The sequence below is a fragment of the Streptomyces kaniharaensis genome (assembly GCF_009569385.1).
Classification (GTDB): domain Bacteria; phylum Actinomycetota; class Actinomycetes; order Streptomycetales; family Streptomycetaceae; genus Kitasatospora; species Kitasatospora kaniharaensis.
Map to the genome: position 1 here is coordinate 22,782 of NZ_WBOF01000003.1, position 13,167 is coordinate 35,948.

Below are 13,167 nucleotides of genomic sequence, written 5' to 3' on the forward strand. Positions count from 1 at the left end.
GTCCCCGCCCGAACGGGCCGGTTTCACGGCGGCGGGGCCGAAGCAAGGAGTAGCCCGCATGAACGAGACGGACCCCACGACGAACGGTCGTGGCCGACGCCCCCGCGGGCGCCACCGTCGGCGCTGGACCACGCTGGGCCTGGCCCTGGGCGTGCCCGGCGTGCTCGGCCCGTACCTGCTCTTCGTGCAGGCCGACTCCAACGCGGCATCCGTGGATCCCGACGCGTACTACACCCTGGTGTCCGTCCGCAGTGACAAGGCCCTGGACGTGCCCGGTGCGGACGCCGCAGACGGCGCCTGGGCCCGGCAGATGAACCGCGTCGCCGGGGCCGCGAGCCAGCAGTGGCGGCTGCGACTGGCGGGGGACGGCTACTACGAGCTGGAGAACCGCAGCACCCACAAGGTCCTCGGAGTGCGCGGTGGTTCCTCTCAGCCCGTTGCCGCCGTCGAGCAGCAGACCGACCGCGCCGCCGCCGCCCAGCAGTGGCGGATGCAGGACGTCGGCGGCGGAGCGGTGAAGTTCGTCTCCCGCGGCAGCGGCATGGTGCTGGACGTCTGCGGCGGCGGCAAGGAGGAGGGCGTACCGCTCATCCAGTACGGCGACATTGGCAGCACCAATCAGCAGTGGAAGCTGGTCAAGGTGTCCGGCACGGGCGGGTACACCTGGCACAACGCACAGATCGTCGGCGGCGGTTTCGTCACCGGACTGGTCTTCAACCCCGCCCGCAAGGACCTGCTGTACGCCCGGACCGACATCGGCGGCGCGTACCGCTGGGACGCCGCCGCCGGACGGTGGACCTCGCTGACCGACTGGATCGGCGGCGCCGACTGGAACCTGCTCGGGGTCGAGAGCCTGGCGACCGACCCGGTCGACCCGAACCGGCTGTACCTCGCCAGCGGCACCTACACCAACGACTGGGCGGGCAACGCCGCGATCCTGCGCTCCACCGATCAGGGCCGGACGTTCCAGCGCACCGACCTGCCGTTCAAGCTGGGCGGCAACGAGGACGGCCGGTCCATGGGCGAGCGGCTGGTGGTGGACCCCTCCGACCACCGCACGCTCTACCTGGGCACCCGCAAGAACGGCCTCTGGCGCAGCACCGACTACGGCGCGACCTGGAGCCAGGTCGGCAGCTTCCCCGTCAAGGACGGTGCGAGCAGCGGCGTCGGCCTGTCCTTCGTGACCTTCGGCCCGTCCGGCAGCAGGACGATCTACGTCGGGGTCGCCGACAAGTCGACCTCGCTGTACCGTTCCACCGACGGCGGCGCCACCTGGCAGGCCGTCCCCGGCCAGCCGACCGGCCAGCTGCCGCAGCACGGCGTGCTGTCCGGCGACGGCTCGTTCTACCTGACGTACACCAACGCGCCCGGCCCGAACGGGGTGACGGCCGGCTCGGTGTGGAAGTACACGCCGTCCACCGGGGACTGGAAGAACGTCTCGCCATCCAGTGGCAATTACGGCTTCGCCGGTCTCGCGGTCGACCCGCAGCACCCGGCCACGGTGATGGTCACCACGCTGGACCGCTGGTGGCCCTCCGACGAGCTCTACCGCTCGTCCGACGGTGGCGCCACCTGGAAGGCACTCGGCGCGACCTCGGTGCGAGACGACTCCGCAGCACCGTACGTGGGGACCGGCATCGGGCACTGGATGGGCGCGCTGGCCATCGATCCCTTCGACCCCGGACACGTGCTGTACGGCACCGGCTCCGGCATGTGGGGCAGCACCGACGTGACGGCGGCGGACAGCGGGCGTCCGACGCACTGGACCGTCCCCGCAAGAGGCATAGAGGAGACCGCGACGCTCGGACTGATCAAGCCCCCCGGTCTCCCACTGATCAGCGCGCTCGGCGACGTCAGCGGATTCCGGCACGACGACCTGACCAAGGTCCCCGCCAAGGCGCTGAGCGGACCGCTGTTCACCAACACCACCGGCATCGACTTCGCCCAGGGCAAGCCGGAGTTCATGGTTCGGGTCGGCCTCGGCGGCGCGCAGCACGGCGCCTGGTCGACCGACGGCGGAGCCGGCTGGACTCCTTTCGCGGCGGCTCCGGTGAACGACGCGGGCGGCGGTTCCACGGCCGTCTCGGCGGACGGCGGCACCGTGGTGTGGACCCCGGCGGGCCAGGCGCCGTTCCTCTCCACCACCCGGGGCGCCTCCTGGGCGGCGGTCTCCGGTCTGCCCAAGGACGCGACCGTGGTGGCCGACCGTTCGGCGGCGAACACCTTCTACGCCCTCAGCGGCGGCGCCCTGTACGCCTCCACCGACGGCGGGCGGCACTTCACCACCCGGGCCACCGGGCTGGGCGACGGGCAGCTCAAGGCCGTCCCGGGCGTCGCCGGTGACCTGTGGATCGCCGGCGGGGGCAACGGGCTGCGGCACTCCACCGACGGCGGGGCGACCTTCCGCAGGCTCGACGGTGTTGAGCAGGCGGGCGCCGTCGGTTTCGGCAAGGCGGCGCCCGGAGCCGGCTACCAGGCCATCTACCTGAGCGGAAGAATCAAGGGCGTCATCGGCCTGTTCCGCTCCACCGACGGCGGCTCGACCTGGGTCCGGATCAACGACGACCAGCACCAGTTCGGCGGGAGCGTCATCAACGTCATCTCCGGCGATCCCGATGTCTACGGCCGGGTGTACCTCGGCGGCTACGGCCGCGGCGTGGTCTACGGCGACCCGTCCTGACCGGCACGGCCCGTGGGCGGGCGGGGATCTGCGCCGCCCGCCCACGGGCCGGCCCCGGGAGAACGCCGGGAAGAAACCTGCGCCAGCGCGGCAACCTTTCCGTTCCCGGCGGCCACTGGGCAGTGCAACGTCGAGTCGATCTACCGAATGGACAGGAATGAGGGCAACGAAGCACGCCGCCCCGCAGTCGAACCGCAGGCGTGGGCTGGTCATGGGCATTCCGTTGGCGCTGGTGGCGGTCGGTGTACTGGTGTGCCTGGCCTTCGCGCTCCTGCCACGGGGCGGGGGCGGCACGGGTGCCGCGGAGCCGGCTGCCGTTGCCTCCGCCGCGGCCACCGAGCCGAGCGCGCCTCCCGGCACCGGCGTCCCGGCCGATCCCACGCCCTCGGCGGCACCGCCGTCGGTCACCAGCCCCTCGCCCGCCGCCACCGGCACCCCGTCGCCGTCGGCCAGTCGCACGCCGCAGCCGTCGACCCCCGTCGCCACCTCCACCAGGGCCACCCCGTCACCGTCGGCCGCCACCGGCGGTGCCGGCGCCGCGCCCGCCACGGCGTCCCTGGCCGGGCGGATCAAGCCCGGGACGAGCTACCAGGGCGTCGCGACCTCCTACGACGCCGCCGACGGCAACGGCGCCTGCTCGTTCGGCCCGTCCGGCGACCTCATGATCGCGGCGATGAACCACACCGACTACGAGTCGTCCAGGGCGTGCGGGGCCGCCGTACTCGTCCGCGCCGCCAACGGGGCGAGCATCACGGTGCGGATCGTCAACGAGTGCCCCTTGCCCTGCGCGCCCGGGCAGCTCGACCTCAGCCACGAGGCCTTCGCCAAACTGGCTGATCTCTCGGTGGGCCGCCTCCCGGTCACCTGGACGGTGCTGAGCCCCGGCGCGGCGCCGGACACGATGTCGATCCGCTACAAGACCGGGTCCAGCCAGTGGTGGTGCGGGATCCAGGTGATCGGCCACCGGAACCCGGTGGCGGCGCTGGAGGTCCGGACCGCCGGCGGCTGGCGGCAGCTGTCCCGCACCGACTACAACTACTTCCTCTCCCCCGACGGAAGCGGGTGCGGCGGACCGATCAGGGTCACCGACGTCTACGGGGAGCAACTGACCGTCGACGGGATCGCGGTGAAGCCGGACGTCGCCCAGCCGACCCGAGTCCAGTTCGCCCGGCATTGACCGCGCCGCTCGCCCGTCGGCCGGCAGTGATCCCCCGCCGGGGCGACCACCGCCCCACCCCGGAGACCGGCACTGCTACGCTCAAGCCGGTTGTTAACGCTCACATTGCAGGGAGAGGGCGACCGGGGGAAATGCTCCTCGATGACGCGTCCGCGGAGTTCCACGACTTCTTCGAACGCCACTACTCCGAACTCGCCCGCCTCGCCCACCTCCTGACCGGCGAGACGGATGCGGCCGACGACCTCGCCGCAGACGCCCTGATCGCCCTGTGGCAACGCTGGGACCGGCTCCGCGCCGCCGACCACCCACTCGCCTACGCGCGCGGGGTGGTCGCCAACATAGCCCGGGCCCGGATCCGCAGCGCAGTCCGCGAGCGACGCCGGGTCCTGCTGTTCTGGTCCCGCAACCCGGAGAAGACGGAAGGCCCCGACGTGGCAACCGTGCTGGACGTCCGCGCGGCGCTCGCCCGGCTGCCGTTCCGCAAGCGGGCGTGCGTGGTACTGCGCTTCGCCTTCGACCTGTCGGAGAAGGACACCGCCGTGGCACTGGGCATATCGGTCGGTACGGTGAAGAGCCAGACCTCGAAGGGGATGGCCGAGCTGGAACGCGTACTCGGCGCACGAGCGGTCGGCGAACTGGCGACAGGAAGGAGGAACCGGTGAACGAGGACATCGCCCGGGGGCTGCGCGAGGCCGCCGACGCCCACCAGCCCGACCGCGCACGGATCCTGGCCCGCGTCGAACGCGGCGCGGCCGGCCCTCCCGTCCGCCACCGCACACCATCGTTCGCGAGATCGTGGCCCAGGGCCGCCCTCGCGAGCCTCGCCACCGCCGGCATCCTGGCGACCGGCGGCCTGGCCGTGGCCGGCATCGTCCGGATGCCGGCCCCGTCGGACACCGTCGCCCCCACTCCGGCCACCCCGACGGCCACCCCGTCCCCGACGGTCACCCCGTCCCCGGCGGTCACGCCTTCACTGACGCCATCGACTGCCCCGAGCACCGTCGCCCCGGCACCTGTACCCACCCCGGCCAGTCCACGCCCGACCTCCTCGGCGAGCAGCCGCCCTGCGAACGGATCGCTGTGGTCGGAGGGATCGGTCGACTCGCACAGCACGGTCTACTGGTCCCAGCACAACCTCGTCCTCAAGACCACCCAGCCGCTCACCTCGCTCACCGTCGAGCTGCGGATCACCCAAACCGGCGAGGTCCACGACACCGGGAACTGGCGGACCCTGCCGAGCGAGGACTTCACGGTCACCGTCCAGGAGTCCGGCGGCGTGCTGGTCTACCGCTGGGTCCTCAAGCCGGGCCACACGGTTCCGGTCGGACAGCACGAATTCGCCGGCCAGTTCAACCACGCCACCGGCGTGCGCAGCGCCGCGAACGACAGCTACCGGGTCGATGCCCAGTCGGCCGGCGGCCCCGCCTCGGTATGGGGAGGGTTCGGCCCGGCACGCTGAGGCCCGGCACGGTGGGGTCGGCGGGGCGGGGTCGGCACGGCAAGGTCAGGGTGGCATCGTTCAGGTGATCCGCCGGTTTGATCACGTGATGCCCAGCGTGGCGAGTTGGGCGGTGCGGGATCGCGTGCTCGACCTCGGTGGAGAATGCCTCCAAGTACCCGAACGGAGGGTGCGGGAGGAGCTGCGCCTGCCGGACAACCGGAAGCGCTTCCCGGGCGATCAGCCGCGCCCGCACCGAAAAAAGGTTGCCGTCACCTCACCCCACCGTCATGACCCACTAGGCTCCGGCGGGTGGGCTCACCGAGCGCGCTCAGCGGCACAGGGTGCGCAGGGCGGTGAGGCAGTCCGCGGCCCGGCGCTGCGGGTCGGTGTCGGTGCTGGCCCACGTAATCCGGGCGTCCGGTCGGATCAGAACGGCGGTGACGTCCCGCCAGATCGGATCCGCCGTTTCGGTGTTGACGGCGGCTGTCCGCTGTTCCAGGCCGTCTGCGGAACACGGCGTCCGTGTCCCGTCGAGGTCCAGCAGCAGCGGCCGGCCGTGGTGCATCAGCGGGTGGGCGGTGGGTGCGTCGGCCGCCGCCAGGGCGAGGCCGGCCAGTCGCGTGCCGTTCAGCGGGTGTGCGCCGGGCACGGTGTCGGCGGGGAGCGGGTCGTCGAAGCCGGCGATCCGGCGGGCCCACTGGCGGTTGGTCCCGGGTTCGGCGAGCGCGGCGGACCAGACCTCGCGCAGCGCGATCTGCTCCGGGCTCGCCGCGGCGAACAGGGCGAGTTGAGCGCGGGTGTTGTCGATGACGGCGCGGGCGGCCGGCCGGCGCTCCCTGTCGTAGCTGTCGAGTAGTCCGTCGGGTGCCCGGCCCTGGAGGGTGGCGGCCAGCTTCCAGCCCAGGTTGGTGGCGTCCTGGATGCCGAGGTTCATGCCCTGCCCACCGGCCGGGAAGAACATGTGCGCCGCGTCCCCGGCTACCAGCACCCGTCCGGCCCGGTAACGCGCGGCCTGGCGGGTGGCGTTGCCGTAACGCGACAGCCACCGGGGGTTGCGGATGCCGAGGTCCCGTCCCAGTAGCATGCGGGTCTGCTCGCGCACCTCCTCCAGGGTCAGCGGTTCGCCGGTGCCGTGGTGCATGGTGGCCGTGGACAGGCCCGCCAGCCGGTGGACGCCGTCGCCGATCGGGGCTGCCAGGAACGAGCCGGCCGGCCCGGTGGCGGCGAGCGGCGCGGTGGGCGGATCGTCGAGTTCGACGTCGGCGAGCCACCCGGTCAGCGTGGTGTTCTGACCGGGGAAGTCGATGCCGGCCGCCTGGCGCACCGCGCTGCGGGTGCCGTCGCACCCCACCACCCAGCGGGCCTGCACGGTCCGGTGGGTGCCACTGGCCCGGATCACCGCCTCGACGGCGTCCGGGCCCTGGGTGAGAGAGACGACCTCCTCTCCGCGCAGCACGCGGGCGCCCACGGCAACCGCGTGCTCCTCCAGGAGCTGTTCGGTGACGGACTGACCGAGCGCCAGCATGAACGGGTGCACCGCCCCGACCGTGGAGAAGTCCAGCCGGGTGGTCGCCGCGCCGAAGTGGCCGGTCGGCACCAGGGTGCCGCGTTCGATGAACCGCTCCGCGAGTCCTCGGGTGGCGAAGGTGTCCAGCGTGCCGGCCTGCATGCCGACCGCGCGCGACCGTCCGTCCGGTGCCGCCCGGCGTTCCACGACAGTCACCCCAACCCCGTGCAGACGCAACTCCGCGGCGAGCCAGAGCCCCACCGGGCCGGCCCCGGCGATGAGCACCTCGAGCATGACAACCACTTCCTCTCACTCTTGGGACGATGCGCCACGCCGGCGGCGCCCCGATGCGCTGGCACAGGGGCGGCCGCACGACGTCAGGTGGGCACTACACCTCAGCGGGCGCTGCCGAGGTTCCGGTCGGCCTCGGCGCCCTCCAGCATCAGGGTGGTCTCCTCGATGCGGCGGAACCGGCCGTCAGGAGCGAACTCGGCGAAGAGGTAGACCTCCATCCGGACGGTGGAGCCGTCCTTCTTGATGACCTCCATCGTGTGGCGGTCGGCGTAGCGGTCGCCGGAGGAGAGTTCGTCGTGCACCTCGACCGAGCCGCCGGCGACGACCGTACGCAGATGGGCGATGTGGGCGAGGAACTCGGTGCGGTCCGCCCAGCTCCCGTCGGTGCGCTGACGGTAGTCGGGGGCGAAGTGCCGGTCGGCGGCCTCGTCCAGGTCGAGGCCCGGAGTGAGGAGCAGGTCGGTCAGGGCGGCGCGGGCGTCGGTGCGGTTCATGGGAATTCCTTCGGTTGGGCGCGGGAGTGACCCGCCATGCGTCGATCGAAGATGCGTGCCTGAAGCACGCTTATTACCGTACAGGAAAAGCGTGCTCTGCGCACGCAAATCCGAAAGGGGAACAGACTCCAGGCCTGCACGCACTTGGGGAACGGCCGTAGCGCCACCACACCGGCCCGAGCGGCCCGTGCTCGGCCAGCAGCTCCAGGGGTGGTCGCGACGATGGGCACCGCGTCGTCGTACTCACGCCAGCCGTCGCGTCGTTGTCGGGCTGCCGGACGGTCCACCAGGAGCCGCCAGCACTCGGCCGACAGCTCGGCAATCGCCTCCTGGCGGCCCCCAGGGCGACCGGTCCGGCGCCGGTGAGGGCCAGGGCGACGGGCGGGTATCCAGCGCGGGTGTGGCCGGACCAGGTACGGCGCCACCAGTGGGTCATCCGGTCGGACACAACGCCGCCGGCGCAGTCGCCTCGTAGATTCGGAAGCCGTGCCGCACCGGCTCAAGGTCTCAAAGAGCCCGCACGGCCTCCTTGAGCGTCAGGTCCGGACCGAGCACAACCGGGGCTGCGCCACCAACCCGCTTCCCGGTGGCAGCACGCCCGCCGTGGAGGTGTTCGACGCCGCTGGGTGAGCTTCCTCTACCCCGACCAGGAAGAGATCCTGGACAGCGCCTGCGGTTACGAGCACGTCAGTGTCGAACGGGTCGCCAGTTTCCCCACCCCGTACGGCCGCCGCGCCGTCCACGCCGTCGGGACCCCGTGGGCCGTATTGGGCGCCCTGCGTGCTCAGGTCCGCCGCACGGACGGCGGCACCCCCGCCGCAACGGTGGAGTTTCCGGCCCCGAGCGGATCCACGGCTGACTACGAGCATGTCTGCGCGTGAGAAGTCCGCCGGTCCGACTTCTCACGCAGCCTCAGGAACGGGTCAGCCGACGCCCCGCCGGCTGTCGTTGAGGTGGATGTGGATGTAGCGGGCGAGGGTCGGCGGGTCGTCGGGGTTGTCGGCCTGGAAGCTCACTCGGCGCAGCAGGCCGACGCCTTCGAGGGTGACGCCCTCGCGGGCCAGCACGAAGACCAGGGTGAGGAAGGCGGCGCGGGCGTTGCCGTCGTCGAACGGGTGGAAGAAACACACATCGAGGTAGGCGCGTGCCGCGCGGGCGATCAGCGGGAGTTCGCCGTCGGCCGCGCTCTCGGCGAGGCACTTATCGAGGTGGGCGCGGGTGTCGGGGGCGATGCCGTAGCGTTCCCGCCCTTCCTTGGCGAAGGCCGGCAGGGTACGGAACGGTGGCGGCTCCGGCGTGCCCAGGATGTGCTGCTGCCAGCCGCGGAGCAGGTCGAAGTCGAGCCGGGCCCCGCGTGCGGCGTCGGCGCGCAGCAGGTCGAGGGCCGTGAGCAGGCCGGCCGCGCGGGCCGGGTCCAGGGCGGCGTCGAAGTGGCGAATGTCCTCGGCGGCGCCGTCGCGCTCCGCGGTCACCGGTCCGTCCCCGGCCTGGGGTGAGGGCTCCGGCCAGGCGACCGTCCCGCGCAGGGCGAGCCAGCTCCGCAGGTGGTCGGGTGCGGGCTCGGCCGGCTGGGCGACGCTCCCCTCCAGGGGCAGCGACAGCGCGATCCGCTCGGCGACGTCGTCGATCAGGACCAGCTTCGGGGCGGTCCAGCTCTTGAACCGCCCGCCGATCGCCTGCCTGGCCGGCTCGGGCTCGAACCCCCAGCGGTTGAGGAACCAGGTGAGCACCTCATGGCAGTGCCCGTACCAGCCGCTCTCGGCGCCGGTGCGGTCGACGACCTGCTGGACGAGGTTCCGGACGGCGCGCTCCCACAGGATCCGCTGGTCGTCGAGGGCGGCCGGGTCCAGCGGGTACGCCTCGAACCGGTCAGCGAGGCTTTCCAGCCACTCGCGCCATTCGCACAGCGAGGCGGCGACGCGGTCGATCGTCTCCTTCGGGGTGGTGACGGAGTCGCGGGGGCAGCACCAGTGGCCGACCGGCCCGCCGTCGAGGCCCCCTTCGCCTGTCGAGTAGCGCCAGCCCGCGGCCCAGCCGCCGAAGCGTTCGACGAGGGCGAGCGTCATGGCGTCCGTCCAGCGCTCGGCCACGGTCCAGCCCCAGTCGGTAATAGTGGCATCGGTGCAGGACGGGTCGGGCCGGTGGGTCACATGGCGGGCCGGGCCGAGGGCGCGGATCTCGCGGGCGGCCGACTCGGGGTCGAAGGGGTGCCGGGCGGGGTCCACGTCGTCCCAGGCGAGACCGCCGGGATACAGCTCCAGAATCACCGGGCAAGACTGGCACGGCGCCCTTGGACCGGATCAAGCGATTTTCAGGTGTTCAGGTCAGTCGTCGGGGCGCCCAGGGCAGCCCGCATCGCCTCCGGCTCAGGGTGGCCGAGAAGGGCCTCGATGAGGGCCGGGGGGCCGGCGACCTTGGTGGCCCACAGGTCGTAGTCGGTGTCCAGGACCCAGGAGCGGTCCTCGGCCCAGATGTACACGGTTACCGGCTCCCCTGCCTTCACCGAGGCGACCAGGTCGGCGATCCGGGCGGCCTGGGTGGTCACCCGGGCCTGGATCCGGCCGCCGGTCTCCCCGCTCTCCAGCGCCTCCTCCCGCGAGCACGCCGCCACGGCCAAGCCCCGGCGCCCGCCATTCAGCGACCACGACTCCGCCGTCTGCTCCATCAACTCGATCGTCGGCACCAACACCAACACCCGGCCCTTCGCCGCCAGACGCCGGGCGCACCCGGCGGCGATCAGCGTCTTTGCCCGAGCCGGTCGCCGCGACGACGGTCGCGCGGCCGCCGTCCTTCACCTCGCGCACCGCGGCCGCGACGGCGTCCTTCTGGAACCAGTGCAGCGGCAACGGGTTCACCGGACTTCGAGATAGGCGATGTCGGCGTCCGCGACGTCAGTGGCCGACCTCCGCCGCCTGCCACACACCGTCCGGGCGCACCTTCCGCTTGCCATGGACCTGTGTCTTGCCGCCCAAGCCGATCACGAGCGCCAACGACCCATGCCGCATATCTATACGAACCATGGCAAACTGGGCGTAAGTGATAGTGCTCTACAGAGGAAAATCACCCATGACTCATGGAGCCCACCCCCATGCTCCTATCGTCCGCGCGAACATCGACCGGGCCCGCAGCTGCGAAGAATGCCGCGGCTGGGGCACTGTGATCACAGCCGAGGGCCGCCACGAGCTGTGCCCCAGGTGTCAGCACCCTGATTAGCACGCGACCTCCGATCCCTGGCCGACGACCTCCAGGCCGCCTTCGACGAATTCGGCCAGTAGCCAACCCCACCACCGACGAGTCCCGCTACCTCGACGACGCCGTCTGGACCCGGGAGCTCGGCCTCGGCGAGGTGATCCGTGCCCAGGTGCGGGGACCGATCACCGAACGGCGGCACGTCACGGACCCGGGCCCGGAAGCCGAGATCGGCATCGGCTCCCTTCAGTTCAAAGAGGTCGTTGCAACACCCCGATGTAGGGGGACGCGAGACAGCAGCTTCCTCCGCGGTGTCGGGGTGATCCTGGACGGGATCGAGAGGACCCGGGCGGCGCAGCACAAGGGCTGATCCACGAGTCGCCACTCACCCGCGCCGAATGCTCAACTCCCGCTCAGCGCCTGCACATCGGCGCACCCGGGCACCGGCCCGACAGTCCCGCCCGCGGCGACGGCGGCCGCCGTGGCCACTGCCGCCGCCAGCGCCGCGCGGTACAGCAGTGAGCCCAGGCTGACCCGGGCCACCCCGAGCTCCGCCAGCTCGGCGAGGCAAGGGCCGGTCGGCGCCAGCAGGATGTTGAGCGGGACGGACAGCCGGCCGACGAACCGGGCGATCGCCGCCGGTTCGACCAGCCCGGGGACGAACACGCCGTCCGCGCCCGCCCGCTGGTAGCTCTCCAGCCGCCGTACGGTCTCCGGCTCGGGGTCGGACCGCCCGCACCAGTACGTGTCGGTACGGGCGTTCACGAACAGCTCCGGCACGGCCGCCTTCACCGCCGCGACCTTCGCCGCGTGGACGGCCGCCGGCGCCAACGTGCCGTCCGCCCGGCCGCCCTCCAGTTGATGCCGACCACCCCGGCACGCGCCAACTCCACAGCCAGCGCGGCCACTTCGTCCGGGTCGTCGCTGAAGCCGGACTCCACGTCGACGCTGAGCAGGAAGCCGTCACGCCCGAGCCGGCGGGCCAGCCGTACGGTCTCCGTGCGGGTGGCGGCGGCGCCGTCGGGCAGGCCGGCGGCGGCCGCCACGCCCAGGCTGGTGGTGCCGATCGCGGGGTGGCCCTCGGCGGCGAGGGCGGCGGCCGAGGCGTGGTCCCAGGCGTTCGGGAGCAGCAGCGGCCGGCCGGGGCGGTGGTGCAGCCACCTCGGCGGCGCCCTGGGCGCGGCACTCTGCCGCGCCGCCCTGGACCGCGCCTGGGTCGAGCGGATCGGCTCCGGCCGCGCCCTGCGGGTCACCCCGGACGGCGGCCGGGCGCTGCGCGAGCTGCTCGGGGTCGAAACGCCCTGACGGGCCCCACCCCGTCGGCCCCGCCCCACCGGTCAGCCCATCGGCCTCAGCCCATCGACCTCGCCCCGTCCAGCGACTCCCGGATGATGTGCGCGTGCCCGGCGTGCTGCGCGGTCTCGGCGATTGGAACCGGGCGCCACGCCACGGTGCGCTTCGTCCGCCTCAGGCCACCGGAGATAGGACTGGCCGGACCGGTCAGCCGTGATCCAGGGCGCCGCGAGCGACGCCATCGGCCCAGCTGCACACGACCGACACCGAGCGACGATGGGCACCGCGTCGTCGGACTCGCGCCAGCCGTCCCCGTCGTTGTCGTCCCGGGGCACCGGGCGCCTGCCTGTCACGAAGCAGTCGGCTGCGGGCTCATCGCACGCTCGTACAGCTTCTCCCGCGCCCGCTTGAGCAGTTCGGCGGCCTTCTTCCGCGACGCCTCCTCTGCCTTGTCGAGCGCGCCCGGGTAGTCCGCGGACATCCCCGAGCCCGCGCTGTAGTCGACGTCGACCGTCAGGCGCAGATTCCCGTCGCAGATAGCCGACTTGAAGCTCAGTTGGTCGACCGGCCCGGGGATGGTGTCGGTGAGCGGGTGCCGGACCGACGACTGGTAGCCCTCCTGGCCGAGCCCCCCGCCGTCGGTCATCTCGAACTTCCGCGTCTCGGTCGGCTTGGGCCCGCCGAGCGGGGACTTGGCGATGTCCGCCTCGACCTCCAGCCAGTGGCAGCCGCGGGCCGCCTCGAAGACCAACGCATCGATGGTCACCCGCCAGTCCTCCGTTGCCGGACCGCCGTCGTAGCCGCAGCTGAGCGTCTTGGACGGGTCGCTCGCGATCCCCTCGCTCGTCACCGGTATGGATCTCCTCAGCTGCCCCGGCAGGCCAGGATCGCCCACCACCGCGCAGAGGTCGCCGACCGTGCGGTACCAGCCGACTTGTTTCGCCTTGCTGTCGCTACTGCTGCCACTGCCGCCACAGGCGGTGAGGAACACGAGGCCGGCAGCCACGAGGGCAGCCGCGCCGGTACGGGAGGTTCGATTTCGACTCGTCACGGCGCCAGGCTAGAGCCCGCACTCCCGCGCCGTGGATGCTC

11 protein-coding genes and 2 pseudogenes are annotated in these 13,167 nt (G+C 72.4%); 6 read left to right on the top strand and 7 right to left on the bottom strand.

Annotated elements, in window-relative coordinates:
- The first annotated feature begins 58 nt into the window (after window positions 1-58).
- The 4 genes from F7Q99_RS31230 to F7Q99_RS31245 all read left to right on the top strand — a co-directional run bounded on the left by F7Q99_RS31230 (window position 59) and on the right by F7Q99_RS31245 (window position 5,316).
- Entirely contained in the window at window positions 59-2,680 is a 2,622-nt protein-coding gene (locus F7Q99_RS31230; RefSeq protein WP_153467724.1) for an RICIN domain-containing protein, read from the top strand.
- A gap of 211 nt (window positions 2,681-2,891) precedes the next feature.
- On the top strand, window positions 2,892-3,857 hold the full coding sequence (locus F7Q99_RS31235; RefSeq protein ID WP_230211100.1) for an expansin EXLX1 family cellulose-binding protein: 966 nt from the start codon (window positions 2,892-2,894) through the stop codon (window positions 3,855-3,857).
- Between the two features lie 131 nt (window positions 3,858-3,988).
- Window positions 3,989-4,519 carry a SigE family RNA polymerase sigma factor gene (locus F7Q99_RS31240; protein ID WP_153467730.1) on the top strand — a complete coding sequence of 177 codons (531 nt, stop codon included), beginning with the start codon at window positions 3,989-3,991 and terminating at the stop codon, window positions 4,517-4,519.
- Window positions 4,516-5,316: a hypothetical protein gene (locus F7Q99_RS31245; protein WP_326847373.1), complete on the top strand. Its 801-nt coding sequence runs from the start codon at window positions 4,516-4,518 to the stop codon at window positions 5,314-5,316. Before F7Q99_RS31240 ends, F7Q99_RS31245 begins: the two co-directional genes overlap by 4 nt.
- A 310-nt stretch (window positions 5,317-5,626) precedes the next feature.
- On the opposite strand, the gene F7Q99_RS31250 is transcribed toward F7Q99_RS31245, so the two are convergent.
- Entirely contained in the window at window positions 5,627-7,099 is a 1,473-nt protein-coding gene (locus F7Q99_RS31250) for an FAD-dependent monooxygenase (protein ID WP_153467733.1), read from the bottom strand.
- Window positions 7,100-7,200: 101 nt separating this feature from the next.
- On the bottom strand, window positions 7,201-7,593 hold the full coding sequence (locus tag F7Q99_RS31255) for a nuclear transport factor 2 family protein (protein WP_153467736.1): 393 nt from the start codon (window positions 7,591-7,593) through the stop codon (window positions 7,201-7,203).
- 626 nt (window positions 7,594-8,219) lie between these two features.
- Here F7Q99_RS31255 and F7Q99_RS31260 point away from each other — a divergent pair.
- Window positions 8,220-8,474 (top strand): hypothetical protein, encoded by a 255-nt coding sequence (locus F7Q99_RS31260; RefSeq protein WP_153467739.1) that lies wholly within the window; start codon window positions 8,220-8,222, stop codon window positions 8,472-8,474.
- 42 nt (window positions 8,475-8,516) lie between these two features.
- On the opposite strand, the gene F7Q99_RS31265 is transcribed toward F7Q99_RS31260, so the two are convergent.
- From F7Q99_RS31265 to F7Q99_RS31275, 3 genes and pseudogenes are all read right to left on the bottom strand, one after another.
- Entirely contained in the window at window positions 8,517-9,860 is a 1,344-nt protein-coding gene (locus F7Q99_RS31265) for a Fic family protein (RefSeq protein WP_326847374.1), read from the bottom strand.
- A gap of 44 nt (window positions 9,861-9,904) precedes the next feature.
- A complete protein-coding gene (locus F7Q99_RS31270; protein ID WP_153467741.1) occupies window positions 9,905-10,258 on the bottom strand; it encodes a hypothetical protein in 354 nt (117 codons plus the stop codon).
- Window positions 10,259-11,184: 926 nt separating this feature from the next.
- A pseudogene (locus tag F7Q99_RS31275) lies at window positions 11,185-11,939 on the bottom strand (isocitrate lyase/PEP mutase family protein).
- On the opposite strand from F7Q99_RS31275, the gene F7Q99_RS43820 reads away from it, so the two are divergent.
- Window positions 11,839-12,087, top strand: coding sequence for a hypothetical protein (locus tag F7Q99_RS43820; protein WP_407697913.1), 249 nt, complete (start codon window positions 11,839-11,841; stop codon window positions 12,085-12,087). The pseudogene F7Q99_RS31275 and the gene F7Q99_RS43820 sit on opposite strands and share 101 nt — an antisense overlap.
- A gap of 46 nt (window positions 12,088-12,133) precedes the next feature.
- Here the strand turns inward: F7Q99_RS43820 and F7Q99_RS31285 are convergent.
- Both F7Q99_RS31285 and F7Q99_RS31290 read right to left on the bottom strand, forming a co-directional pair.
- Window positions 12,134-12,211: pseudogene (locus F7Q99_RS31285) on the bottom strand (mycothiol transferase); the annotation flags it as partial.
- 213 nt (window positions 12,212-12,424) lie between these two features.
- Complete coding sequence (locus F7Q99_RS31290) at window positions 12,425-13,126, bottom strand: hypothetical protein (protein ID WP_153467744.1); 702 nt, start codon at window positions 13,124-13,126, stop codon at window positions 12,425-12,427.
- Between the last annotated feature and the right edge of the window lie 41 nt (window positions 13,127-13,167).